20 protein-coding genes and 2 pseudogenes are annotated in these 25,415 nt (G+C 68.3%); 10 read left to right on the forward strand and 12 right to left on the reverse strand.

Translation table 11 applies throughout. The annotated features are described in order from the left end of the window. Nucleotides 1–286 precede the first annotated feature (286 nt). Nucleotides 287–1,522 (forward strand): right-handed parallel beta-helix repeat-containing protein, encoded by a 1,236-nt coding sequence (locus tag ACFZCY_RS17850; protein ID WP_391174149.1) that lies wholly within the window; start codon nucleotides 287–289, stop codon nucleotides 1,520–1,522. 76 nt (nucleotides 1,523–1,598) lie between these two features. Further along, nucleotides 1,599–2,702 (forward strand): annotated as a pseudogene (locus ACFZCY_RS17855) (polysaccharide lyase family 1 protein); the annotation flags it as partial. A 149-nt stretch (nucleotides 2,703–2,851) separates the two neighbouring features. Here ACFZCY_RS17855 and ACFZCY_RS17860 read toward each other — a convergent pair. From ACFZCY_RS17860 to ACFZCY_RS17880, 5 genes are all read right to left on the reverse strand, one after another. Next, nucleotides 2,852–3,619 carry an SDR family oxidoreductase gene (locus ACFZCY_RS17860; RefSeq protein WP_391174152.1) on the reverse strand — a complete coding sequence of 256 codons (768 nt, stop codon included), beginning with the start codon at nucleotides 3,617–3,619 and terminating at the stop codon, nucleotides 2,852–2,854. Nucleotides 3,620–3,812: 193 nt separating this feature from the next. Continuing rightward, nucleotides 3,813–5,807 (reverse strand): NAD(P)-binding protein, encoded by a 1,995-nt coding sequence (locus tag ACFZCY_RS17865; RefSeq protein ID WP_391174155.1) that lies wholly within the window; start codon nucleotides 5,805–5,807, stop codon nucleotides 3,813–3,815. Between the two features lie 2 nt (nucleotides 5,808–5,809). Further along, nucleotides 5,810–7,462 (reverse strand): GMC family oxidoreductase N-terminal domain-containing protein, encoded by a 1,653-nt coding sequence (locus tag ACFZCY_RS17870; protein ID WP_391174158.1) that lies wholly within the window; start codon nucleotides 7,460–7,462, stop codon nucleotides 5,810–5,812. Next, complete coding sequence (locus tag ACFZCY_RS17875; protein ID WP_391174161.1) at nucleotides 7,459–7,671, reverse strand: hypothetical protein; 213 nt, start codon at nucleotides 7,669–7,671, stop codon at nucleotides 7,459–7,461. Before ACFZCY_RS17875 ends, ACFZCY_RS17870 begins: the two co-directional genes overlap by 4 nt. Before the next feature lie 857 nt (nucleotides 7,672–8,528). Beyond that, entirely contained in the window at nucleotides 8,529–10,862 is a 2,334-nt protein-coding gene (locus tag ACFZCY_RS17880) for an MMPL family transporter (RefSeq protein ID WP_391174165.1), read from the reverse strand. A 125-nt stretch (nucleotides 10,863–10,987) separates the two neighbouring features. On the opposite strand from ACFZCY_RS17880, the gene ACFZCY_RS17885 reads away from it, so the two are divergent. Then, nucleotides 10,988–11,626, forward strand: coding sequence for a TetR family transcriptional regulator (locus ACFZCY_RS17885; RefSeq protein WP_391174168.1), 639 nt, complete (start codon nucleotides 10,988–10,990; stop codon nucleotides 11,624–11,626). 79 nt (nucleotides 11,627–11,705) lie between these two features. On the opposite strand, the gene ACFZCY_RS17890 is transcribed toward ACFZCY_RS17885, so the two are convergent. The 3 genes from ACFZCY_RS17890 to ACFZCY_RS17900 all read right to left on the reverse strand — a co-directional run bounded on the left by ACFZCY_RS17890 (nucleotide 11,706) and on the right by ACFZCY_RS17900 (nucleotide 14,706). Continuing rightward, nucleotides 11,706–12,713, reverse strand: a complete 1,008-nt coding sequence (locus tag ACFZCY_RS17890; RefSeq protein ID WP_391174171.1) for an NAD(P)H-binding protein — start codon at nucleotides 12,711–12,713, stop codon at nucleotides 11,706–11,708. Nucleotides 12,714–12,938: 225 nt separating this feature from the next. Further along, nucleotides 12,939–13,973: an alpha/beta fold hydrolase gene (locus tag ACFZCY_RS17895; RefSeq protein WP_391174174.1), complete on the reverse strand. Its 1,035-nt coding sequence runs from the start codon at nucleotides 13,971–13,973 to the stop codon at nucleotides 12,939–12,941. Between the two features lie 31 nt (nucleotides 13,974–14,004). Continuing rightward, the gene (locus ACFZCY_RS17900) at nucleotides 14,005–14,706 is read right to left on the reverse strand and encodes an SDR family oxidoreductase (RefSeq protein ID WP_391174177.1); all 702 of its coding nucleotides are present in this window, start codon (nucleotides 14,704–14,706) and stop codon (nucleotides 14,005–14,007) included. Between the two features lie 254 nt (nucleotides 14,707–14,960). On the opposite strand from ACFZCY_RS17900, the gene ACFZCY_RS17905 reads away from it, so the two are divergent. The 3 genes from ACFZCY_RS17905 to ACFZCY_RS17915 all read left to right on the forward strand — a co-directional run bounded on the left by ACFZCY_RS17905 (nucleotide 14,961) and on the right by ACFZCY_RS17915 (nucleotide 17,213). Continuing rightward, entirely contained in the window at nucleotides 14,961–15,557 is a 597-nt protein-coding gene (locus tag ACFZCY_RS17905; protein ID WP_391174179.1) for a TetR family transcriptional regulator, read from the forward strand. Between the two features lie 121 nt (nucleotides 15,558–15,678). After that, nucleotides 15,679–16,413: an NAD(P)-binding domain-containing protein gene (locus tag ACFZCY_RS17910; RefSeq protein ID WP_391174182.1), complete on the forward strand. Its 735-nt coding sequence runs from the start codon at nucleotides 15,679–15,681 to the stop codon at nucleotides 16,411–16,413. A gap of 89 nt (nucleotides 16,414–16,502) precedes the next feature. Continuing rightward, a complete protein-coding gene (locus tag ACFZCY_RS17915) occupies nucleotides 16,503–17,213 on the forward strand; it encodes a nitroreductase family protein (RefSeq protein WP_391174185.1) in 711 nt (236 codons plus the stop codon). Between the two features lie 364 nt (nucleotides 17,214–17,577). On the opposite strand, the gene ACFZCY_RS17920 is transcribed toward ACFZCY_RS17915, so the two are convergent. The 4 genes from ACFZCY_RS17920 to ACFZCY_RS17935 all read right to left on the reverse strand — a co-directional run bounded on the left by ACFZCY_RS17920 (nucleotide 17,578) and on the right by ACFZCY_RS17935 (nucleotide 22,277). Beyond that, complete coding sequence (locus tag ACFZCY_RS17920; protein ID WP_391174419.1) at nucleotides 17,578–18,396, reverse strand: oxidoreductase; 819 nt, start codon at nucleotides 18,394–18,396, stop codon at nucleotides 17,578–17,580. A 417-nt stretch (nucleotides 18,397–18,813) separates the two neighbouring features. Beyond that, the gene (locus ACFZCY_RS17925) at nucleotides 18,814–19,383 is read right to left on the reverse strand and encodes a TetR family transcriptional regulator (RefSeq protein ID WP_391174188.1); all 570 of its coding nucleotides are present in this window, start codon (nucleotides 19,381–19,383) and stop codon (nucleotides 18,814–18,816) included. A 152-nt stretch (nucleotides 19,384–19,535) separates the two neighbouring features. Beyond that, entirely contained in the window at nucleotides 19,536–20,834 is a 1,299-nt protein-coding gene (locus ACFZCY_RS17930; RefSeq protein ID WP_391174190.1) for a DUF3533 domain-containing protein, read from the reverse strand. A gap of 339 nt (nucleotides 20,835–21,173) precedes the next feature. Next, nucleotides 21,174–22,277 carry a 4Fe-4S binding protein gene (locus ACFZCY_RS17935; protein ID WP_391174193.1) on the reverse strand — a complete coding sequence of 368 codons (1,104 nt, stop codon included), beginning with the start codon at nucleotides 22,275–22,277 and terminating at the stop codon, nucleotides 21,174–21,176. 912 nt (nucleotides 22,278–23,189) lie between these two features. Here ACFZCY_RS17935 and ACFZCY_RS17940 point away from each other — a divergent pair. From ACFZCY_RS17940 to ACFZCY_RS17955, 4 genes and pseudogenes are all read left to right on the forward strand, one after another. Then, nucleotides 23,190–23,645, forward strand: coding sequence for a zinc-binding dehydrogenase (locus tag ACFZCY_RS17940; RefSeq protein ID WP_391174197.1), 456 nt, complete (start codon nucleotides 23,190–23,192; stop codon nucleotides 23,643–23,645). An 88-nt stretch (nucleotides 23,646–23,733) separates the two neighbouring features. Continuing rightward, nucleotides 23,734–24,297, forward strand: coding sequence for a TetR family transcriptional regulator (locus tag ACFZCY_RS17945; protein WP_391174199.1), 564 nt, complete (start codon nucleotides 23,734–23,736; stop codon nucleotides 24,295–24,297). Nucleotides 24,298–24,302: 5 nt separating this feature from the next. Beyond that, the gene (locus ACFZCY_RS17950) at nucleotides 24,303–24,683 is read left to right on the forward strand and encodes a tautomerase family protein (protein WP_391174201.1); all 381 of its coding nucleotides are present in this window, start codon (nucleotides 24,303–24,305) and stop codon (nucleotides 24,681–24,683) included. A gap of 61 nt (nucleotides 24,684–24,744) precedes the next feature. Further along, nucleotides 24,745–25,325, forward strand: a pseudogene (locus ACFZCY_RS17955) (integrase core domain-containing protein). Nucleotides 25,326–25,415: the final 90 nt, after the last annotated feature.

Below are 25,415 nucleotides of genomic sequence, written 5' to 3' on the forward strand. Positions count from 1 at the left end.
CCGGGCAGGTGTGCCGAACTCGCGCTGCCTGCGGAGCAGTTCGGCTCCGGACACCCCGCGGCCCCATGATTCATCATTCTGAACAGATTTCAGATGACCGCTCTATTGACGCAGTCACGACACGTTCCTACCGTCTCAGAAAGCGCTTTCCCCTCGGCCGTGTCAGCACGACCAGTTCAGCACCCCGAACAGCACCTGCCCGGCCGGAAGGACCACTTGCCCTGCCCGGGCGACATGGACCACGGCCACCTCATACCCCCACAACCGAAGAATCTGGAGACAGGCGATGCAATCGAGAGCCGCAACAGCATCGGTCAGCCTGCTGGCAGGCGCGCTCATCACGCTGTCCGGCACCACGGCGCAGGCCATTTCCGTTCACGGCGATCGCGGCAGCGCCACGCCCGCGACCATGCGCGTGAGCGCCGCGAAGGCGGCGAGCACCGTCCTCTACGTCGCGCCGGACGGCAAGGACAGCGCGTCCGGAACACAGTCCGCCCCGACCACGCTCACCTCGGCGATCAGCCGCATCTCGTCCGGCGGGACGATCTACCTGCGCGGCGGGACGTACAAGTACTCCTCCACCGTCACGATCCCCGTCGGCAGCAACGGAACTTCCAGTGCCCGCACCACGCTGTCCGCCTACCCGGGCGAGACACCGGTGCTGGACTTCTCCGCGCAGAGCGAGAGTTCGTCCAACCGAGGCATCCAGCTGAACGCCGACTACTGGCGTCTGTACGGCCTCACCGTCCAGCGCGCCGGGGACAACGGCATCTACGTCGGCGGCAGCAACAACGTCGTCGAGCGCACGGTGACGGCGTTCAACCGCGACACGGGGCTGCAACTCGGCCGGATCGCCAGCAGCACCCCCACGTCCCAGTGGCCGTCCAACAACCTGATCGTGAGCTCGGAGTCACACGACAACAAGGACTCCGCCGGGGAGAACGCCGACGGCTTCGCCGCGAAGCTCACCACCGGCACCGGGAACGTCTTCCGCTACGACGTGGCCCACAACAACATCGACGACGGCTGGGACCTCTACACCAAGACCGACACCGGCGCCATCGGGCCGGTGACCATCGAGTACTCCCTCGCCTACAGCAACGGCACCCTCAGCGACGGCACCCAGAACAACAACGGTGACCGCAACGGCTACAAGCTCGGCGGCTCGGACATCAAGGTCAACCACACAGTCCGGCACAACATCGCCTACAAGAACGGCCACCACGGGTTCACCTACAACAGCAACCCCGGCACGATGGCCGTCTCCGACAACGTCGGAATCGACAGTGTTCAGCGCAACTTCTCCTTCGACAAGGGAAGTTCGGTGTTCCGGAACAACACCTCGTGCCGCAGCGGCAGCGGATCCAACGACAAGGTCGTCGGTGACGCCGACAGTTCGAACCAGTTCTGGCTCGGCTCGAACGGGTCGCGCTGCTCCTCCTACGCCGGCGCCCTGGGCTGGTCCTTCGCCGGGGACGGCCCCCTCGTCGTGACCTTCGGCGGCAAGGTGGTGACGCCGTGAGCGGTCGGTGTTCTCGTACCGGCGCGAGACGCCGGCCGGAGCAACGCCCGGCATTGCGGACTCATGAGGAGGCGAAATGAAAAGACCACACGCACTGCGGCTCCGCGCGATGCTCGCCACGATGGGCCTCGCAGCCGCGGCCGGTGCGCTTCTGCCGGTACCCGAGGCGTCGGCGGCGGCCGGCGGTGCCACCGGCTACGCGACCCAGAACGGCGGGACCACCGGCGGCGCGGGCGGGCAGACGGTGCGGGCCACCACGGGAACCGCGATCCACACGGCCTTGTGCAACCGGGCCGACAGCAGCACGCCGATCACCATCGAAGTCCAGGGGACCATCAACCACGGCAACACCAAGAAGGTGTCCGGCAAGAGCTGCGACACCGCCGACGGAGTGATCGAGCTCAAGAAGGTCAGCAACGTCACGATCATCGGAGTCGGCAACGGCGCCGTCTTCGACCAGGTGGGCATCCACCTCCGCGAGGCCGGCAACATCATCATCCAGAACGTGACCGTCCGGAACGTCAAGAAGTCGGGCTCCCCCACGTCCAACGGCGGTGACGCCATCGGCATGGAGCGCAACGTCCGCAACGTCTGGGTCGATCACACCACCCTGGAGGCGTCAGGCGGGGAGTCGCAGGGGTACGACGGCCTCTTCGACATCAAGGACAACACCCAGTACGTGACCCTCTCCTACAGCATCCTGCGCAACTCCGGCCGTGGCGGTCTCGTCGGGAACAGCGAGAGCGACCGCTCGAACAGCTTCATCACGTACCACCACAACCGGTACGAGAACATCGACTCCCGCGCGCCCCTGCTGCGTGGCGGAACCGCCCACATGTACAACAACCACTACGTGCGCCTCAACGAGTCCGGCATCAACTCCCGCGCCGGAGCTCGCGCCAAGGTGGACAACAACTACTTCGAGGACTCCAAGGACGTCCTGGGCACCTTCTACACCGATGTGGCCGGTTACTGGCAGGTCGGCGGCAACGTCTTCGACAACGTGACCTGGTCCGAGCCCGGCAGCGAGAACCACCCGGCCGGCCCCGACCCGCAGTCCAACACCACGGTCGGCATCCCCTACTCCTACAGCCTCGACACGGCTGGTTGCGTGCCGAGCATCGTGAGCCGGACGGCCGGCGCCGACAAGGGCCTGCGGGTGTCGGACGGCAACTGCTCGTAGACACCGGCACGACCGGCCGCAGGCCGGGAGGAGGATGTCTTTATCGCCGCACGGTGGCTGACCAGGGGATGGTCGCTTGAGTATGGGCATAACCACTGATCGTGGATCTGCGACTGCTCACTCGGGATCCGTCCCCGGCGTCATGCTCACCGTGCGGTGTATCCGCCGTCCGCGTAGACCTCCGAGCCGGTCATGAAGGCTGAATCGTCGCTGACCAGGAATGCGACGACGGCCGCGATCTCCTCCCCACGGCCCAGCCTTCCGATCGGGGTGCCGGCCAGCATGGCTTCGTGGCGGGCCGTGCCCTCGTACCTCTCGAGCAACTGCCGGGTCCCGATGAAGCCAGGGTGCAGGGAGTTGACGCGAACTCCGGAGCCCGCCCAATGCAGCGCCGCGTTCTTGGAGAGCGTGCGGACCGCCCCCTTCGCCGCGTGGTAGGCCGCGCTGTTCCCCATGCCGCCCACCGTGCCGAGGATCGAGGAGACGTTGACGATCGATCCACCCCCCGAGGAGGCGATGAGCGGGCCGAGGTGCTTCATGCCGAGCCAGACCCCGGTGGAACCGACCGACATGACCGCCTCCCAGCGCTCGATCGTCTCGTCCTCGACCGTGGCGATGCTGCCGATGGCAGCGTTGTTGACCAGTCCGTCCAGTCGGCCGTACTCACTCCGGATGAAGCCTGCCACGTCAACCCACTGCGATTCCTCGGCCACGTCGAGCCGTGCGGTCAGATGCCGCCCCGGCGTGCCGTCCAACTCGGTGGCGAGAGCGGTGCACGCCTCCTCCTCGAGGTCGGTGAGCACGAGGTGGGCGCCCTCCTCCGCGAGCCTGGCGGCCGCGGCCGCGCCCAGTCCTCCGGTGGCGCCGGTCACGCACACGACCTTGCCCCTGATGCGTTCGTCCACCGCTGGCACAGCACACTCCATTCATCGAGTCAGCCGAGGCTGACGCGTGTCTTTCCGGTCGTTCGGCCGGCGATCATCGCTGTCAGCGTGTGCGGAGCCGTCGTCCGGGCCAGGGCGGCGCGTGTTCTCCGGGGTGGATCAGCACGCCGGGAGGCGAGGGGTTGCACATCGTCAGCGAGGATCATATTGAACCAATATCAATTTAGTTTGGAGGGGCGCAACGGTAAGGCGTGGGCCTCATACGGTGTCGTACGGCGGTGGCGATTCTGACGGCGGCCTCCCGTCCCTCGGCGATCGCGTGCGCCACGCGTCGCGGCACCACGGCGTCGCCCACCGTCAGCACCAGGGGGGCGGTGCAGTCCATGGCACCGTGCGGGCGGCGCTCCCCCACCACGACGACACGGTCCGCGGGCACGGTGGTGGTCCCTCCGGAGATGCGGTGGGCGACGGTGACACCCTCGGGCCCGATGCCGTTCGCCGTGCACAGCGGCAGGATCTCGAGTTCGCAGGTGCCCGACAGACGTTCCAGCAGTTGGACGCGGCTCTCGGGCGGGATCGCCCCGGCGAAGGCCGTACCCGGGGTGACGAACGTGATGCGGGGCACTCCCGCGGCTACGGCCAGTTCTACGACGTCGCACCCTGGCCACCAGCCGAATCCGTCGTCGGCCACGAGCACATGCGCGGCACCGGCCAGCGACGGAACTCCCCGCGCCAGGGCGACCGACGAGGCCATGGCGCCGGCGTCCAGCAGTGGCGATGTCTCCACCGCGCCCGTGGCCAGCACCACGGCGTCGAACCCTTCGAGTTCAGCGCCCGGCTCCGCGGTCTGCCCGAGACGTACGTCGACACTCGCGGCGGACAGCCCCCGTTCGTAGAAACCGAGCAGCGCGGCCCAACCGGTGCGATGGGGTGCCAGAGCCGCCGTGGACATCTGTCCGCCCAGCCGGTCGGCGGCCTCGAAGAGGACGACATCCGTCACCCCGGCATGGGCAAGGCCCAGCGCACACTCCAGGCCCGCGGGTCCCGCCCCCACGACGGCGACGCGCTCCCCGCCGGCGCGTGCCGGGACCCACGCGCGCACCAGCGGTGCGGCGGGCCGACGCGGTTCGCCGGGCGGTGCGAGGTCCGGGTTGACCACGCACAGCAGCACCGGGTCGAACGTCCGGCAGTCCTCGTTGCAGGCCACGCAGGGCCGGACTTCCGCCGCACGGCCGGTGAGCACCTTGCGCGGCAGGTCCGGGTCGGCGATGAGTGCGCGCGCCATTCCCACCAGGTCGGCGCCGGCCGCCAAGGCGTCGCCGATCGCGGCCGCGGTACGGAAGGCGTGGGACGCCACGAGCGGCCGGGTGACGAGTGGCCGCAGACGCGCCAGATCATCCAGCACCGGCGGGCTTTCGGTGGCCATGTCACGGACGTACGTGGTCCGCACCCCGACGGTGACGTTGACGTAGTCGACCAGCGGATCCACGGCCGGCAGCAGCGCGGCCAGTTCGTCCGGCGACAGCGCCACGTCCTCCGAGGCGTCGACGCTGAAACGGATGCCCAGCAATGCGTCGGCCGACAGCCCGCGAACCGCGGCGATCACCCGCTCCAGTACCTCGAGTCCGTCACGGCGCGGGTTCGTGCGCGGCGAGAGGAACTGCTCCAGCAGATAGGCGTGAGCGGCGTGCAACTCGATGCCGTCGAACCCCGCCTCCAGGGCGTGGGCGGACGATACGCGGAACGCCTCCACCACATCGTCGATATCGCTGCCGCGCAGAGCACGCGGCGCCGTCGGCTCACGGGGAGAGCGCACGGCCGAGGGGGCGACCGGCGCGTAGTACGACTGCGCACCGAGCGTCTCCCGGCCAAGGTGGACAAGCTGGCAGACGGCGACCGCGCCTTCGGCGTGCATGGCCTCCACCCGCTTCCGCAGCGGACCCACCGCCTCCGGACGATGGAGCTGGAGGATGTTCCCCTGCCGCGGCGCGGACTCCGGCGCCACCGTCGTACCGCCGCAGACCAGCATCGCCGCGCCGCCGGCCGCCAGACGGCCCCAGTACTCGGCGTCGCCGCCGAACGGCAGCCCGTCCCGTACGAAACCACTGGCGTGGGCCGTGGCGACCAGCCGGTTCCGCAGCGTCGACGAACCGACGGCCAGCGGCGCGGCGGCCGCCGGAAGATGTGATCCGGCCATGAGCGCTCCGGCATCGGTCATGATCATGACTCCGCGGGGGTGACGGCGCTCTCGCCCGCGACGGGGCCGGCGAGACGTCCGCGGATGAGGTCCGACAGCCGTTCCGCCGCGGCGATGACCGGCAGGTTCGTGTTGGCCCGCGGCACCTCCGGGAACACGGAGGCGTCGGCCACCCAGAGCCCGTCGAGGCCGAGGACGCGGCCGGACGGATCGACCACCGCACGGGGGTCGTCGGGCGCGCCCATGCGGCAGGTTCCGCAGATGTGGCCGGTGTCGCCGATGGTCTCCATCAGCCAGCGGTCGACCGTCGCGTCGTCGGACAGCGCGTCGAGGCTCCGGCCGGTGATGTCGATGGCGATGTGTTCGAAGGCGGCGTCGAACGGTCCGCTGCGCAGCAACTCCACGCAGTGCTTGACGCCGTCGCGCATCCGTACGAGGTCCGAGGGGTCGCTCAGCAGGTCCTGGTCCATCACCGGATGCGCGTCGGGGTCCGCAGAGGCCAGGCGCAGCACGCCGCGCGAGAACTGCTGGTTCGCCCACAGACAGAGCAGGCCAGGACCGCCCGCGGCGTGGCCGCCACCTGCGCCGCCCCAGGTTCCGCCGGTGCTTTCCGCGACGAGGTGGGAGTCGCCCGGGTTCGGCAGGGCGAGCGTCTGGTTGATCGAGGTGATCATCATGTCGTTCTCACCCGCTCCCGCCAGTCCGGAGGAGTAGCGCAGACAGCAGTTGGCATGCCGGGCATCGATGTCGGGCTGCTTCCCGGGCCGGGCGTACAGCCAGAACAGCGCCAGAGGATGTTCCTGCATCCCCTCACCGACCGGGAGCGCCGCCACCGGGCCGTTCGGCCCGATGCCGGATCGCAGCAGGATCGCCGGGGAGTGCACCGCTCCGGCGCACAGGACGACGTGCTGGGCACGGACTTCCGTCCAGTCGTTCCCCCGGCGTACTCGCACCCCCACGGCCCGGCCGCCCTCGATGAGCACCGTGTCCACCGTCGCCCCGCCGAACACCCGCAGATTGGGGCGCTGTCGGGCCGGCTCGAGGTAACCGTCGTTGGTCGTGACGCGCGCACCGTCGCGGGAGCTGATGGCGTACGGCGAGACACCGGTCCCGGTGGGCCCGTTGTGGTCATCGCACCACAGGTGGCCCAGCCCCAGCGCGGCCTCGGCGAGCGCGTGGTCGGCGGGGCCCCAGTCCTCGCGGCCGAGCCGCTGCACCGGTATGGGCCCGCGATCGCCGTGGTGAGGGCGGTCACCGAAGTCCGCGTCGCTCTCCATGCGCCGCAGGTACGGCACCATGTCCGCGTACGACCAGCCGGGACAGCCGTACGCCGCCCACCGGTCGTAGTCGTCCGGCATGGCCCGGAAGGCGATCATGCCGTTGACCGACGACGAACCACCGAGGCCCCGTCCGCGCACATGCGGCCGCGGCGCCTGCGCGCGACTGCGCCGTGAGGTAAGACCCGGCCACTGGAACTCCGCGCAGGCCGTCTCGTCCAGTGCCCGCCAGCCGTTCATACTGCGCAACTGCGGTGGGGCCTCGGCGGACCGCCAGTCGCGCCCGGCCTCCAGCAGCACAACCTCGCTGGCCGGATCCTCGCTCAGACGCGCCGCCAGCACGCTCCCGGCGCTACCGCCGCCGACGACCACCCAGTCGGCTTCCAGTGCCGGCTTCATGGTGCCCCCACCTTCGTCCACACGCTCTTCTTCGCGGACAGCTCCTCCGGCGAGCCGGCTCCGAAGGCCCGTCCGTGGCCGGGGCCGCCTGGACCGCCCCCTGGCACGTGAACGGCCGCCCCGAGCGGTCCGGTGGCCGGGTCGATCACGGACATCGTCACCCCGCCGAGCGAGGCGACGATCTCACCATTGATGGACTGGGTGGACATGTGCGGCTCCCCTTCGCACGACGCTGTGCGCGTGGCCGGCCGGTCTGCTCGGCCGTGAAGGTCGTCACCCCACGACGACCCCGCGCCGGGTCGCGCGTGGACGACAGAGATTGAACTAACTTCAATTCTGTGGGGAGCGTACTGGCCCGAACGGAACAGCGGCAAGACTCGTGCCGGGTCTTGATGTCGTACGCCGACTTCAGCGCCTTCTCAGTCCGGCCGTACCTTGCCCCGGGCCCTGCCCCCGCCCTGACAGCCAGGCCCGCCATCCACGGCATGGCGGCCGGCCACCGTCGCGCCTTCCTGGAGATGAACGCCTGGATCGAGAAGCAGGGGCCTGGATCCGGTCATCGGCACCGTCTACGGCTTCGAGGACGCGCTCAAGACGTACGAACACCTGGCCCGGCGCCTTCGGCGAGATCGTCATCCGCGTCACCGACCGGCCTGTCGCCCCACCCTGCGGGATGCGGCCAGCCCCCACTCCCGTGGTCCGCTCAGCCGCGCCCTGGGGCGCCAACCTGATTCGAAACACCACCGTGGACGAAGCGCCCTTCTGTGTGTCCACGGGGGCGTTGTTCAGGTGCGCGCATACCGTGTGGCCCCAAACTGGTCCCAGGAGAGTCGAGGAATTTCGCACAGACCTGTCCGCATTGAACCGCCCTCCACAAGCAGCTCTTGACGACCGCTCAACCCGGTGGGCACTGCTGGACCGTCCGAAATCGACCAGGCCACTTGCCTGGCAACAGTCCAGCTCAACGCCCGAGCCCGGCCCCGGGTATGGGCAGATCCACCCCGCCCACCCGCCAACTCCCCCGCAGAGAACGCTGCGCTGGCGGGTCAGCTGGTGGTCTCGGCCTTTACGCGGTGGCGTGCGGCTGGTGGGACGCAGGATGGGGCAGGGGGATCTTCTGCGTGAGCTTGTCGCCTTCGACGTCGAGGTCGGGCAGGAGGCGCTCCAGCCGGGCGGGCAGCCACCAGGCTTTCTCCTGCGCGAGTGCCATGGTGGCGGGGATGAGGGTCATGCGGATGACGAAGGCGTCGATGAGGATGCCGGCGGCCAGTGCGAAGCCGGCCTGTTTGATCATGGGCTGGGGGTTGAAGATGAATCCGGCGAAGACGGAGACCATGATGGTGGCCGCCGCGACGACGACGGAGCTGGCACGTGCGAATCCCGTGACGGTGGCGTTGAGCGGAGTGGCGCCGTGGACGTGGGCTTCCCGCATGGAGGTGACCAGGAACATCTGGTAGTCCATGGCGAGTCCGTACAGGACGCCGGTGATGATGATGGGCAGCAGGCTCACCACGGGGGCCCTGGCGTCGAGCCCGATCAGGTCCTGGAACCAGCCCCACTGGAAGACAGCCGTGGTCAGGCCGAAGGTGGCGCCGATGGAGAGCAGGAAGCCGAGGGTGGCCATCACCGGGATCATGAGGGAGCGGAAGACCAGGAGCAGGACGATCAGGGAGAGCGCGAGGACGGTTGCCACGTAGAGGGGCAGGACGTCGGCGAGCCGGTCGGAGACATCGATCGCGAGGGCGGTGAAGCCGGTGATACCGATGGTGGCGCCGTGGGCGTCGCCGATCTGTGCGCTCTTGTCCCGTACGGCGGTCACGAGGTCCTTGGTGGCGTCGTCGTTCGGGCCGCTGCCGGGAACGAGGCTGAGGATGGCCGTGGTGCCGGTGCTGTTCATTCCGGCCAGGGACACCGAGGTCGAGCCCTTGATTCCTTTGATGCCGGAGGTGATTGCGGCGAGAGTTGCCGGGGTGAGGGACTGCCCTTTGGCGGTCGAGGTGACGGCGACCATGAGCGGGCCGTTGTAGCCGGGCCCGTAGACGTCGCTGACCAGGTCGTAGCTCTGTCGCTGTGCGGTGTCGGTGTTGTAGCTGGCCCCGGAGGGCAGGCCCATCTTCATGTCGGCGGCAGGCACGGCCAGGATCACCGGGATCAGGAGCGCGGACGCGAGGGCCGGGTACTTGTGGCGGATCAGGCGCGCTCCCCAGCGACTTGCCCGCGCGTGGTCGGCGGATGCCTTCTGTTGCCGCACCCTGTTCCGGGTCCGGGTGGGACAGATGCGTTCCTGGACCAGCCCCAGCAGCGCCGGCAGCAAGGTCAGGGCGAGCAGGACGGCCAGGGCGATCGTGGCGGCCGCCACGATGGCCATGGTGCTGAGCAGGGTGATCCTGACGACCAGGAGTCCCATCAAGGCGATGATGACGGTGCAGCCGGCGAAGAAGACCGCGCTCCCGGCTGTGCCGACGGCGCGGCTGGTCGCTTCGTGCGCGTCCAGTCCGTCCTCCAGGATCAGCCGGCGTTCCCGGTTGACGATGAACAGGGCGTAGTCGATACCGACGGCCAGCCCCAGCATCAGAGCCAGGACCGCGGTGAGCGAGTGGATTTCAAAGACGGCGGAGAGAGTGAAGGCTCCCCCCACCCCCACCGTGACCCCGACCAGGGCGATGGCCAGGGGTAGCCCCGCCGCCACGACCGACCCCAGCGTGACCAGCAGGACAATGGCCGCGACGACGACACCAACGATCTCTCCGATGCCGATGATCTCGGGGATCTCCATCATGGACGCGGACGGCAGGACTTCGAGGCCGCCATGTGCGGCTTGCCGCTCGGCGGCCTTGACGGTGCTGTCGATCGTCCCGGAGGGAAGCTCGTAGGTCTGTTCATCGAACTGGAACTGCATCAACGCCGTCGAGCCATCGGCGGAGACAGTGACTCCCGGCACCGGCCGGCCGTCCACCTGTAACGGGACGGGCGTCTTGCCGGAGGACGGCTGTCCGGCAGCCTGAGCCACCGCCGCCTGGCCCCGTATCAGGGGGCCGTTCTCCCCCTGGGCGGCTTGCTGAGCCATGACCTTCCGGGCGTCGATGACGTGGTCGTGGCGGTAGACGGCATCCACTGCCGCGGCCAGGGCGGCCCGGACCTTCCCGTCGTGGATCCGGGCACCGTCCGGCGCTTTGAAGGCCAGCATGCCCTGGCCGCCGGAGGCCTCCGGCAGGGATCTGGCCAGTTCGTCGATGACCTTCTGGGACGGGGTGCCGTCGATGCGGACCTCGTTGCTGAGTTTGACCGGGTTGGCCAGGAGGAGGCCCACCACGGCCGCCACCACGGCCAGCCAGCCCCCGATGACGTACCAGGGTTTGCCGTAGGCGAACCTTCCCAGCCGGTACAGCAGAACGGACACAGTTCCCTCCCTCTTCCGTGCGTCGAGGCCACGCCAGACGCGAAGTGATAGTGTCCTATCAAAGTGATAGGACACTATCAAGCGAGGGAGGATAGCCTTCATCACGGAGCAGGGAGGAGTCGTCGATGACAACCACGAAGGACCGCGGCCGCCGGCGCAGGGTCGACGCACGCACCAGCGTCGAGCGCATCACCGCTGCCGGGCGGACCGTCCTCGCCACCGGCGAGGCATCTCTGGAACAGATCGCAGCCGAGGCCGGCGTGGGCATCGCCACCCTCTACCGCCACTTCCCCAATCGGGAGGCGATCGTCCGGGCCGTCCTCGACGACATCCTCGAGACGGACCTGCTGCCCCGCATCGACCGCGCCGCCGATGCCCCCGACCCGCGCCGGTCCCTCCAGGACATCGCCACGCACTTGCTCGACCTGATCACCGAGGAGCGGGGACTGGTCAGCTTCGCCGGCAACTTCACCGACGTGGCCGTGGAGGCTCTCCAGCGTTTCAGCGACTCCCTCCACCCCTTGTTGCTGCGCGCGCAGCAACAAGGGGAGATCCGCTCCGACCTCACCGCGGAGGACATTCCACGTTTCCTGGTCATGGCGGTCGCCGGTCTCGCCCTCCCCGGCACCGCACCCTCGCTGCGCGCACGCTTCGTCGCCCTGCTCTTCGACTCGCTCAACCCCGCCAACGCAACCCCCCTGCCCCCGCTGCTTGCCGGGGATGACGACCTGCGTACCGCAGTCAGCAACGTCGCACGCGGGTAATCCGTCCGCCCCGGCCCTCGCCGGCACCGGAGCCGATACAGGACGCCGCGCCACGTCCGGCGGCGTGAGGGACTGCGGATCAGGCAGACGCCGGCTTCCGGATGCGCGGATGGTTCTCCAGCGCCCACCGCACGGTCTTCGGCCGACGCCCGAGCAGCGTTTCCAGCTGGTCGGTGACGCCGCGGTACCCCCCGCCGCCGATCAGCCGGGTCAGGGTCTTCATGTGCTCCGCGGTGTGCGGAAGCTCGGCAAGGGCGGTGTCCACGTAGTTCTCGTTCCAGGTTTCGACCTCTTCGGGAACGTAAGTGACCTGACGTCCCAGCACAGCCCCGAAGTCCTCCGCGAACCCGTGCATGTCCTTCAGTTCCGGACCGTTGAGCTCGTAGGACTTCGAGATGTGCGGTGCCGGGTCGGCCAGGATCTTCGCGCACGCCTCCGCAACGTCATAACCCGCGATGGGCGCGAGCCGGTGGCGGCCGAAGGGCAGGCGCAGTTCACCGTCGCTCAGCGGCTCCAGCGCCAGCCAGGTCATCAAGGGGTTCTCGACGAACATGGCCGCCCGCACGTTGACGGTCGGGAGGCCGGACCACTCCAGCACCCGCTCGGCGACCCAGTGGGCCCGTTGCTGCGGCGACCAGTCCGCGACGAGTCCGCCGAGCCACGCACGCCGTTCTTCCTCTGGGGCGGTCATCTTCTCGAACGTCATGAACGACTGCTCGAACTCCGACATGTTGACGAAGACCTCGATATCGCCCTGGGCCCGCGCCGCCGCGGCCATCAGGCTGACGGCATCGGTGTAGTACGGCGACAGGCTCATGCTGAAGTAGATGCGCCGGCAGCCCTTCAGCGCGGCGGTCACGTCGGCGATGGTGAGCAGGTCACCGACGAAGATCTCGGCCCCGGCCTGGCGGAGCGAGTCCGCGCGTTCGTCGTCCTGCCGCACGAACGCGCGCACCGGGTGACCTTGTTCAAGCAGCATGTCGACCATCGTTCGGCTCACACCGCCGATATGGCCGGCGGCGCCGGTGATCAGGATGGGATTGCGCTCTGGCATCGACGTGTCCTCTGTCTGATTGGGGTGGGCCATTCACCAAGCCCAGGATGGGGTCAGCGGCCTCTTGGGCCGCTCAGGGGCAGGAAGCCCTCTGCACGGGGTACGAAGGTCCGCTCGAAACCGGGCCCATGGCCGGGCGACCGTCCCGCCGAAGCCGAGTCGATGAAGGCGAAGAAGTTGAACTCGATGACCGCCTCCACGTGAGCCTTGGGCTCCGCTCCAGCCGAACGACGCCGGCCAGGCACATTCTGCGTAGCGTCATCCGGACACCGAGCCATCGATGCGGGCGAGGAAGTCGAGGAGCGCGGCGTTGACCTCGGCGGGACGCTCCTGCTGGGTCCAATGCCCGCACCCCGGCAGTACCACGGGGCCGTGCAGTCGTGGCGCGAGAGCGCTCAGCGGGTTGCGAGACCCGCCCTGGCCACGCAAAAGATCGCTCAGCGGGCTGCCTCCCTCCGGGTCACGCAATGCGGTGACCATGTCACGGTCTCCCACCACGTACAGCGCGGGGACGTCGATGCCGCGCCCCCGGAAAGGCGCGAGCAGTTCGTTGTTGCGTTCGATGTTCCGGTACCAGTTGAAGGCTCCGGTGAACGCCTGATCGCCGTGCAGGGCGAAGTCATCGGCGTAAACCTGGATGTCCTCCTCCGTCAGCCAGACCGGTAGAGCGGGCGACTCCGGCATGGTGTCCAGGAGGCCCAGACCTTCGGGTATGACCAACGGGCGGGGCTCCCTGCCGAGCGGATTGTCGCCCGAGGCACCGACCAGAAGGCGGCGGAAGGAGTCCGGGATGTCCCGGGCGAACTCCGCGTCAGCGACTCCCGGCTGCTGGAAGTAAATCTGGTAGAAACCCTCGCCGTACTGGGTGCGGGTGATCGAGGGCGGGACCATCCCGCCGGGCAGAATCGGCGGAATGCTGAGCCCGGCCACCGCGCGGATCTTGTCCGGGCGCAGCATCGCCGCCGTCCAGGCAACGGGCGCGCCCCAGTCGTGACCGACGACGACCGCCTGCTCCTCCCCGAGCTCCTCGATGAGCGCGATCATGTCCCCGACGAGGTGGAGCAGGGTGTACGACGTGACGTCCGGCGGCTGCTCACTTCGGGCGTATCCGCGCTGGTCGGGGGCGACGACCCGGTACCCGGCCGCCGCCAGCGCCCCGAACTGGTGACGCCAGGAGTACCAGCTCTCCGGCCAGCCGTGCAGCAGCAGGACCAGCGGCCCCTGCCCCTGCTCGGCGATGTGCAGCCTGACCCCGTTTACGTCGACGAAGCGGTGGGTGAGCGGGCCTTCCACAAGAATGTCCTTTGAATCAGCAAAGCGCGTACTACTGGGTCAACTGCGCGTACATGGCTTCCAGGTCAGCAGCCAGCTGCAACTTGACCCGGCGCGTGGTGTCGTCGGCCAGCACCTCGTGTGCCCCCGCCGCGATACCGTCGAGCGCGGCCACGGCGACGTCGCGGGGGTCCGCCTTGGGCGCGTCGACGGCCGACGTCATGTCCGTGTCCACATAGGCCACATGGAGCCCGGTCACCGCGATACCGCGAGGCTGCAACTCCAGGCGCAAAGAATTGGTCTGCGACCACAGCGCGGCCTTGGACGCGCTGTAGGGCGTGCCGTCAGCCAGCCAGGACAGGGCGGAGTGGACGTTGAGGATGTGGCCCCCTCCGTTGCGCTCGATGATCGGCAGGAAGGCCCGGGTGACCAGCAGCGGCCCGTAGAAGTTGGTCTCCAGGTCCCGGCGCACGTCCTCCATCGCGGAGTCGAGGTACGAAGCCCGGACCGAGGCGCCGGCGTTGTTGATCAGAATGGTGACGTCCTGGGCCTGCTCGGCGGCTACCGCCACGGACGCCGGGTCGGTGACCTCGAGCGCCACCGGAACGGCATCGGGGTGCGTCACCGTGCGCGGGTCACGGGCCGTGGCGTAGACCTTGCCGGCACCGCGCGCGTACAGCTCCTCGACCAGCTCCTTGCCGATACCGCGAGCACCTCCGGTGACGAAAGCGGTTGCGCCCTCGACTGCTGTCACGACTGCCTCCCAAGCAAGAAACCGACCGGTTTCCTCCACCGTAAACCGATCGGTTTCATCCCGCAAGGCGGTCGAGCCTTATCGCGACGACGACCTTCGCGCGCGACGCCGATCGACAGGACTTGGCCGCGATCCGGGCGCCGGCGAGGCGGGGGCCGAGTTGACCGGACACTGCCTCCGCTTTACGCTCGACCCTGCACGGAGACAGCCTCCGTTTTACCGGGACCGCAACATCACGTGAGGCAGGAAGACGGATGAGCGTCAACGGGCAGCAGGGGCGAAGGCCCCGGGCGGACGTTCAGCGCAACCGTGCGGCCCTCCTGGAAGCGGCGCAGCGCCACTTTTTGAGGTCCGGGGTTGGCGCCTCGCTGGAGGCGGTGGCCAAGGAGGCGGGAGTCGGTCCCGGCACGCTGTACCGGCACTTCCCCACCCGGGAGGCACTGCTGGCAGCGGTGCTGCAGACGCGCTCCGAGGAACTGGTGGCCCGCCGGGCTGACATAGCGCAGCTCGGTGATGCTTCCGAGGCGCTGCGGCAGTGGCTGCGGGCCATGGAGGAGTACTTCAGTGCCTTCAGTGGACTGCCGGAGCCGCTCATGGCCGCGGCCAGGGAGCAGGAGCCGGACAACCCGCTCACCCTGCCCTGCGACTACCTGATCGCCACCACCGACGAGTACGTGCGGGCCGCACAGCTCACCGGGCACGCGCGCTCGTCGGTGCAGGGGTACGACCTGTTCCTGGCGGCCGTCTCCGTTGCCTGGATCAAGGGCACCGGCGCCACCGACGAGGAATCGCTCGACCGCCTGCGCGCACTCATCGAAAGCGGATACCGCGAGCGGGACAACGGGGAGTAGGCCACCAGCCACTCACCGCACGGCGGGCTGCCGGAGCACCTTACGGCGGTGTCTCGCCGCACCGTCAGCACACCTCGCCATCTCCTCCCCAGGAGTGGCGCGACTTCAAGAGGGACGAATCATGAGAATTGGCGTTATCGGTACGGGAGCGATCGGGACGACCCTGACGCGCACGTTCAGCGCGGGCGGACACGACGTCCAGGTGGCGAACTCCCGAGGGCCGGAGACGATCGATGCCGCTGCGCTGGAGTTCGGGGCGCACGCGGCACACGCGGCCGATGCCGTCCAGGGCAAGGACGTGGTCATCCTCTCCATCCCCTTCGCCCGCATCCCGGACGTGGCGGGCCTCTTCGCCTCCGTGCCCAGCGAGACCGTGGTCATCGACACCTCCAACTACTTTCCCCACCTCAACGGCCCCATCAACGCGGTCGAGGCCGGCCAGGTGGAGAGCCTGTGGGTCGCCGAGCAGCTGGGGCGCCCCGTGGTCAAGGCATGGAACGCCGCCCTGGCAGGCACCTTGCAGACCAAGGGCGTTCCGGCCGGCACCCCGGGCCGCATCGCGCTCCCGGTCGCCGCCGACTCCGACGAGGCACGGCACGTGGGCATGCGCCTCGTCGACGAGAGCGGCTTCGACCCGTTCGACGCGGGCGTGCTGGCCGACTCCTGGCGGCAGCAGCCGATGACTCCCGCCTACTGCACCGAGCTGGACCTTGAGGACCTGGGGCCGGCCCTTGAGGCGGCCGACCGGACCGAGGCCCCGCGCAACCGCGACCGCCAGATGGAGCGCTTCACCACCCTCACCTCCACACCCACGCTGGAGGAGGTCGTCGAACTCAACCGCTCCCTCCACCGCTGACACACCCGCCACTGCCACCCCTTGCCACAACCACCCCCATGAGGCACAGCCGCGATCACGCGAACTGGGCCCACTTGAGAGGAATCGTTTTGCTGCCCACCACAACCATGCCCTTCGCCGATGTCGTGCGGGCCCGGCGCTCCGTTCGGAAGTTCCTGCCCGCCCCGCTGTCGCCGTCGGACATTCGCGGCGTGCTGGAAGACGCTCAAACCGCCCCGTCGAACTGCAACACCCAGCCGTGGACGGTGCATGTCGTCTCGGGCGCGGCGCGGGAGGCCCTGAGCAAGGAACTGCTCCACGCCGATGACGAGGAGCGGTTCTCCTACGATTTCACCTTCGACTACGCCGACTTCGGCCAGGGCACCTACCTCGACCGGGCGCACAACCATGCCGCGACCCTTTACCAGGCTCTGGGGATACCGCGCTCGGACCGGACAGCCCGGAAGGCAGCGGCCCGGGAGAACCTGAATTTCTACGGCGCGCCCCACGTCGCCCTTCTCTTCGTGCCGGCGTTCGGAGACGGGGTGCGGGCGGCCGGTGACATCGGCATGTACGCGCAGAACTTCCTGCTCTCACTGACGGCCCGGGGGTTCGACGGCATTCCGCAGACCATGCTCGGGTTCTACGCCGACACCATCCGCGAGTTCTTGGGTGTTCCCGAGGAGCTCAAGCTCCTGTTCGGCATCTCCTTCGGCACCGCCGACGAGGCCGCACCGGCCAACAGCTTCCGCATGGGACGAGTCCCGCTCGAGCACAGCGTCGTCCTCCACGACACCCCCGGCGTTCTCGACGCGCAGTAGTTCTCCACCGACGAGAGACACCGGCAAGTAGACCGGCTGACGTTTTGCCAGCCGCCCGAGGCGTCCACCACTGCAATCCGCGCTCTGTCGCGCGGGCAACAGCCCCGGACTCCTCCCATGAGTAGCGCAGGAGCCGGACCATGCGTACCTCCGCTACACACCTGGGCCGCAGTCAGGGCTGAACTCGTGGTGGTGATGGCCGCATGACGCCCCCGAAAGGCCGGCGCCGTGCGGGAATGCGTCAGCATCGCACCGGGGACTCTCCCGCACTGTTCCCCCGCAGGACCTCCGGCCCGCTCAGGCGATGCGCCGCTCCCTGCGCCTCTTTTGCTCGTGGGCGTGCTTGGGCCGGCGTGGGCGGGCGTCAGCCGGCCAGCCGGTTGTACTTGCGGATCTGGCTGTAGAAGATCCGGGAGGGAACGATGCGGCGCAGCGTGCTGATTCGCCCGGCCATCGGGCCGGCGGTGTACCGCACCTTCGGATGGGTATCTGTCGCTGCCGCAATGATCGCCTTGGCGACGATGGCCGGGTCGTCACCGTCCCTGACGGCCGCGGCGATCACCTGATCGGCGACGCGACGCTGCTTGTCGTAGACGGGCAGGGGCGTGTCGGGCTGCGTACTGTTCGCCTCGAAACTGGTGCTGGTCCCGCCGGGCTCGACGAGAAGGACCCGCACGCCGTGTTCCCGGACCTCGTGGTCCAAGGACTCGGAGTACCCCTCGACCGCGTGCTTGGACGCGGCATAGGCAGCCAGGTACGGCGCCGGGATGAGCCCGAAGATGGAGGAGAGGTTGATGATGCGTCCGCCTCCCCGGGCTCGCATGTGCGGCAGCACCTCCTTCACCATGCGCATGACGCCGAAGACGTTGATGTCGAAGACGCCCTGGGCCTGCGCGACGGAGTTTTCCTCGGCCGCGCCCGTCAAGCCGATACCGGCGTTGTTGACCAGGACGTCAATCCGCCCGAACCGGTCGACCACCTGCTGGACCGTCGCGCTGACCGACGTGTCACTGGCCACGTCGAGGTCGAGGAAGGCCACTCCGTCGACCGGGGCGACGCGCGAGGTGTCGCGGCTTGTGCCGACCACGTCGAAACCCGCTTCGACCAGCGCGAGCGCGGCCGCCTTCCCGATGCCGGATGACGCACCCGTCACGAGTGCGATCGGCCGATTTGCCGTCATCATGAACTCCCGAAGCCACTGAGAAACCGATCGGTTTCCGCCACGGTAAACCGATCGGTTTTCACATGCAAGCCCAGGAGGGAACTCATCGCGGACCGCGTCGCCGACTATGTCCGGATTGGCTGATCCACCGGCGGAGGGTCCCGTTTCGGCCACAGCAGGGGCCAGAGGCGTTCACGACAGGAAGGGCTGCGAGCAGACCCTCCGCCCAATGCGACCGTGCGCCTGCATCACTGGGCGCGGATGCCGGCCAGACCACGACCTTCCTGGCGCAGGGCATGCTCCGACTACACGGTTACGACCCTCGGGTTCCTCCCGAGCGCCAGGAGGAATGACGCCGTGCGAGCTGCTCCGGCCGCCGGAGACCGCCATGCACTCGTAGAGCACATCAGTCACCCAGCCGCCCGAAGAGTCGATGCCTCAGCGCATGTCCGCAGCATCGAGCAGGGTGACCACAGTGGGCGCGATGAGCCCTGTGAGGTTGTCGGCTCCGATCCCCGCGCGAGCACTGGCGCCGTCGAAGACCAGGCTGAGCTGCCGGGCCAGCAGGTCCGGATCGCTCGCGCCACCCTGTTCGGCCTCGGCCCGGAAAAAGGCCGTCAGGTTTCTTTTGATCCGGTGCGCCACCTGGCTCGCAGGGTGGCTCTGATCCTTGAGCTCGATCTGCACCGCCAGATACCGACAGCCTCGGAACTCGGGAGCACCCGCCTCCGATTCCACGTTCTCGAAGACGCGCAGGATCCGCTCGCGGGGGGAGCGGCCATCGCCCGCCGCAGGCAGGAGCCTCGCCACGAAGGCAGAGGCACGCTCCTCCAGGCTCGCCGCCAGCAGTTCCTCCTTGCTGTCGAACAGCATGTACATCGAGCGCTTCGAAACCCCCGCCGCCTTGCACAGCGCCTCGACGCCGATGCCGACACCGTCTCGGTAGGTGAGCGTGGCCGCCGCCTCCAGCAGCCGCTCTCGGGAACTGGGCTTCACCTCGGTGCTCATAGGGGGAGGATAACTCGATTTCAGTGAAATGAAAACCGATCGGTTTTCAGGGTGTCTCGGGCGATGTCCGGCGCCGCGCACAGTCGATCGGACACCTGAACTGTGCCAGGGCTCCGCGCGACACGAGGCCCCGGCCCGGGGGCGACGTTCCGCTACGCCGGGACGGCGGTCTCATCAGGCTTCGTCTCGACGGGGATGCGGTGCAGTCCCTTGCGGTCGTACCAGCCTGTCACGCCGAAGCCGAACAGCACGGCCACCACGAGACCGACGGCCATCATCACCCATCCCCGGGCCAGGCCGGCGTCGGCCTGGGCGTCGTAGTAGAGGATCGAGCGGACGCCGCCGGTGATCTGCCGCAGCGGCTCGAACTCCGCGAGGAAGCGGTAGAAGCCCGGCAGCGCCTCGATCGGGGTGGTGGCACCGGCCGTCGGCACCGCCATCCCGATGAAGACCAGTGTGACGACCAGCATGCCGGGCGTGCCGAACACGGCAAGAAGGGTGAGCGCACCGATCCCGGAGACCGCAATGGCACACACCGAGTACAGCCACAGCAGCGGCAGGTGGGAGGCGGCCATCCCCATGATGCCGATCGCGCCGACCATGACCAGGGTGCCCATCAGCAGCGCCAGAGCGATCATGAGTGTGCTGCTGATGGCGAGGGTCTGCGCTCTCGTCGCCCGGATCAGCGGACGGTGCAGGCGCAGTGGGCCCATGTCGTTGTGGGTGTAGCCGAGGACGTGGTCCGTCTGGCCGCTGATGACATTGGCGGAGAGCATGCCGCAGACCACGAGGACGAGCGCGTAATAGAACGCGGTCAGGCCCAGGCCGCTGTGCGGGTCGAGCGGATGGCCGTCCTCAACCGTGACGGCGGCCGGGTCGGCCAGCAGGACGCGCGCCGCGGCGGGCAGCTTCGCCTGCCCGGCCACGGTCTGCGCGGTCAGTTCCTTGCCCAGCTGGAGCGAGGCACTCTCGGCCGCCGTAGTCGAAGCCGCCCGAGCCAGGCTGGAGCCCAGGCTGCCGGCGGACTGGTTGGTCAGCACCGTCAGTGCCGGGCGAACCGGGCTCTTGGGGCCTGCGGTGCCGGTCAGTGCGGTGACGGAGGAGGTGAAGTTGCCGGGCACGACGAGCGCGCCGTACAGCTTGCCCTCGCCGATCTCCTCCTTCACCTCCTTCTCGTCCATCATCTTCCAGTCGATCTTGTCCCCGCTCGTGGTGGATTTCTTGATCGACTCGGTGATCCGCGCTCCCAGATTGACCTGCTTGCCGCCGACAGCGGCCCCCGCGTCGACGTTGACCAGACCTACGGGCAGCTTCTTCATGTGATCGGCCGGATCGATGTTGGCGCCGACGTAGAACACGGTGAACAGCAGCGCGAGGACGCCGGTGATGGCGCCGTTGACGATCCACAGCGGCTTGGCTCGCAGGACGCGGAAGGGGTGGATTTTCTTCATGGCTCACTCCGGTCTGGACAACACAGCTACTCGGGAGGAGACCGGACGGCGTCGTCGCAGACCGGCGGCCCTCGGAACGTTCGCCCCTCGGCGGACCCGACCGCCACGGAACGGTGGCGCTCCTGACTCGGCGAGGGCCATCCGACGAGCGCTCGAAGCTCCATCGGAGGAGTCGGGCACCAGGCCGGATGACGTGAGAGGTGCGCCGTGCGCGAGTACGGAGCCCTTGTAGGCGTCGTATACCGAAGGCGCCTCATGCAGTACGAGCAGGCTCCAGTGTTCGCCGACGCCGGCGGGGGCGTTCACGACCGGGTACGGGTGCGGGCGCAGTGCGCCGGGTCAGGAGGACGCGGAGCGTTTCGCCGGGGGCTGCCACCCGCCGGTGACCTCTTTGACAGGCTTGTGGGGGAAGCGGCGCTGAGCGTATTCCTGCGCGTGTGAGCCCGGCAGGACGTAGAGGGTTTCCCTCTTCTCCTGGAGCGGTCGCAGCACGGTGTCCATGAAGGTCTTGCGGTCCTCCAGGTACGGGCCGAGAACATCCTCGCCGCCAGGACAGACGGCCAGGCAGTAGCCGGACTTGTAGCCGGGCGGAGAGGCCAGGCTCTGCCACATGGATGCGCTTTCGGAATCGGTGACCCGGGAGCGGTAGTCGGCGGCGTCCTGGCTGTCGGCCACGGTCTGCGCCCAGTCGGTGAACCCGCTCATGAACTCTCGGTAGTTATGTGTGGTGCAGGCGAAGAAGTCGAAGTCTCCGTCCTTACTGATGGCGCCGACCGGGCAGGAGGCGACGCACAACTTGCAGTCGATGCAGGGGTTGTAGTCCAGCGCCTGCCCGTACTCGCTCACCTGGGCGTCCACCAGGACGGTGGCCAGCAGCACGAAGTTGCCGAACTTGGGGTGGATGACGTTGCGGTGCAGACCCATCACACCGAGCCCCGCGGCCACCGCGACGGTCTTGTGCGCCACCACCCAGATCCGCTCGTTGGGGAAGCGGTCCATCTCCTGGGGGAAGCCGACAGACGGATTGAGCGCGCGGTAGCCGGCGTCCTGCAATGCTTGGGTAACGCTGCGGGCGGCATGATTGGCCTGCTCGTCGGTCTGATGGAACTCCTGGTTGGCCACGCTGCGAGCCGGGGAGCGGCAGTTGTCGCGGTTCATCCGGACCACCATCGCGATCAGGGTGCGGGTACCGGGCAACGCGGCCAGCGCGTGCTCCCGCTCGCCGGCCAGGTCGGGGTGATCCAAGCTGACCGCGGCCGCGTCGTCCGCACCGGCCGCCAGGCACAGTTCGCGCAGCCAGCCCGCGTCGATCACCGCCGGTGGGCTCGCTACGTCACCGGCCCTGCGCCGAGCGAGTACGGCCTGCACCGACGGGTGCGCAGCCAGCTTCGCCGGAAGCTCCGGAGCCGGCGGTTGCCGATCGGCGTCGCGCGCGGTAGTCATCCGATCCCCTTGTCAGCATAGTTTTCGATCTCGCCCCATGACGAGAAACCGATCAGTTTCCGACCACCGTAAACCGATCAGTTTCAACACGCAAGCCCAGGCGGCGGGCGGTTCCCGACCACACGGCGACGGCCGCGCCGGCCACTCCCCCAAGCACCGGTGCCACGGCGCGCGTCGCCCGAGCGCCACCCAGCCCACGATCCACTACGCGCGGCGAGCATGCCGCCGGCCAGGGCTTCGAGGAAGGCGGCCCGTTGCCTCAGGCCCTGCCAATCGCAAAGTGGCGCGGCTGGAGTCACCCCGAGGTGCTGATAGATGGTCACTTCGATGGTGGCCTGGCACACTATTCTTCCTGCCCCCCTCCGCCGACCGCGAGCGTCTCCACCGCTGCGGTGGCTGCCATGGCAGCCACCGCCACCAACTCGGAGTCCACTGCCCGCTCGAGCAGAGCGCGGTCCTCCACGACACCCCCGGCGTCCTCGACGCGCAGTAGCCCTCTCTGCGGGAAGCAGCACGACAGCGGGCTCGAACCCGCCGTTCCACGCACTCGTCGAAAGTCGAAATCGGACACCGCGAGCGGAACGACCAGGCGTAGTCCACCGGCTGCCCCTCGCGGCCAGCCGCCGGGACGCCCACGGGCCCACTGGGATTCCCGGCACCGACGACCAGCCCCCACCCGCATGCGCTTGTCCAGGATGCCCAAATCCGGCCGGTACGTCGTGATCGACGAGCAGAGGCCGGCATCCATGCCCGGGCACCTGGACTTCACGGAGGCGGCGACGCTGCCCTGTGCCGCGGTAACAGCCTGGTCGGCGCTGACAGAAGCCGACCCCCGGGGACACGGCGCTGGTCCAGGGATCGGGCGGCGTCTCGCTGTTCGCCCTTCAGCTCGCCCGCGCCGCGGGAGCCCGCGTGATCGCCACGACGTCCAACGAGAAGAAGGCAGCGCGACTCCTCGAACTGGGTGCGAGCAACGTGATCAACTACGTCTCCACGCCGGACTGGGGCAACGAGGTACGCAAGCTCACCGCTGGTCAGGGCACCGACGTCATCGTAGAGGTCGGCGGCGCGGGGACGAGGGCGCAGTCGATCGCAGCGATCGCGTACGCCGGCGTCATCTCGCTGGTCGGCCACCTCGCGCATGACACGACGGGCATGAACCTCCTGGACTTCACCTACAGCGGCGCAACGCTGCGCGCGATCGGCGGCGGCAGCAGGAGCGACCTGGAGGACATGATCAGGGTCATCGCGGCGTACAAGCTGCGGCCGGTGATCGACCGCGTCTTCCCCTTCGAGGAGGCGCCCGTCGCAGCATCCTCCATGGAGCGGGGTGGTCGCTTCGGCAAGGTCGTCATTCAGCACCACTGACACCGACAACGAAACGGCCTAGCTGTTGCGGGACAGCACGTTGTTGACAGAGTGAGACTCTGTACCTACTAGTGTGTACAGTTTCGCCATGACCAATCGTGATCGGCTTCTCGAAAGCGCAAGAGTCCTGCTCTGGGATCGTGGCTACGTCGGCACCAGCCCCGCAGCAATCCAGCAACACGCTAACGCGGGGCAGGGCAGCATGTACCACCACTTTGATGGCAAGCGAGGGCTTGCGATCGAAGCACTCACTGCCGCAACGCAGGACATGCGTCGGCGAGCGGAGGCGACCTTCGGTGGCTCCGCGCCGGCACTGGATCGGGTCATTGCCTACCTGCGCCTTGAGCGGGATGCCTTGCGAGGCTGCGCCGTCGGACGTATGGCGCTCGACCCGGATGTGGTCACCGATGAAGCGTTGCGGCGCCCAGTCGAGGAATTCTTCTCCTGGCTGACGGAACGTCTGCGTCAGTTGCTGGACGAGGCGCACCGTTCGGGGCAGATCGCGCCGCACCTTGTGCCCGGGGATGTGTCGGCTGCTCTGGTGGCTACGATCCAGGGCAGCTACGTGCTCGCTCGTGCCCGACAGGACCCGCGAGTCATGACGGCTTCCATCGACGGGATCGTCGCACTCCTGACCCACCAGGAGGGCTGATCTCTATGCCACTCGTCCGTATCGACGTACTGCGCATGCCGCCAGCCGAACTCGAAGCGGTCGGAAACGCCATACAGCAGGCTCTCACCGAGTCCATCGGCTTCCCGCCCGACGACCGGTTCCAGATCCTGACCAACCATGACGGCGTGACCGGAACGCTCCGGCACGGCACCTACCTTGAGATCCCGCGCGACGACGGCATCGTCTACATCGACATCACCATGCGACGCGGCAGGACCGACGAACAAAAGCGGCAGATGTACGCACAGGTCTGTCAGCGCCTCACGGAAAAGACCCGCGTTGCGCCCCACAACGTCTTCATCGTGGTCCACGAGAACCGCGAGGCCGACTGGTCCTTCGGCCACGGCCAAGCGCAGTACCTGTAGGCGTCGCGCGACACCAGCTCGCCCCGACGCCCTGCGCATAGTCACCCCGAGAAAGGGACCCGTGGCCCACGCCAACGCTCCTCTCAGCGTCGAGGGACGCCGTCGTCTCGTTGAACGCTGCAAGACCAGACCGGTCGCGCATGTCGCCTCAGAGATGGGCATCTCCCGAGCCTGCGCATCGAAGTGGGTCAACCGCTGGCGTCGCTACGGCGAGACCGGCCTGCTCGACCGGCCGTCGACAGCAATACAGCAACCCACCGCGACCAGCGCGGAGGCAGCAACCCAGATCCAAACACTTCGACGGACGCACAAGTGGTCAGCCTCTCGCATCGCCTTCGAGCTCCAAGCCGACGGCATCGAGGTCGCGCCGAACCGTTTGCCCGGGCTCTGCTCGGATCCCGGCACCAGCGGATCACGCCGTACACGCCCCGTCACAACGGAAAAGTAGAGCGGTACAACCGGATCATCGCTGAAGAGTTCCTCTACGCCCGCACATGGCTGTCCGAGGAACAGCGTCACGACGCGCTAGCAGCATGGAACGTCCACTACAACTACCACCGACCTCACAGTGCAGCGGGAGGAAAGCCACCGGCAGCACTGCTCAGGGAGGCCGTCACCAACGTCGTGACCTCCTACAACTAACGCTCGCGTCAAGGCGTCTCAAGGGATGATGCCCGATCCGAAGATCGCGATCCATCCGTCTCTGATCACTTCGAGGCGGGTGGGTGGAAG

Source organism: Streptomyces sp. NPDC007983 (assembly GCF_042958345.1).
GTDB lineage: Bacteria > Actinomycetota > Actinomycetes > Streptomycetales > Streptomycetaceae > Streptomyces.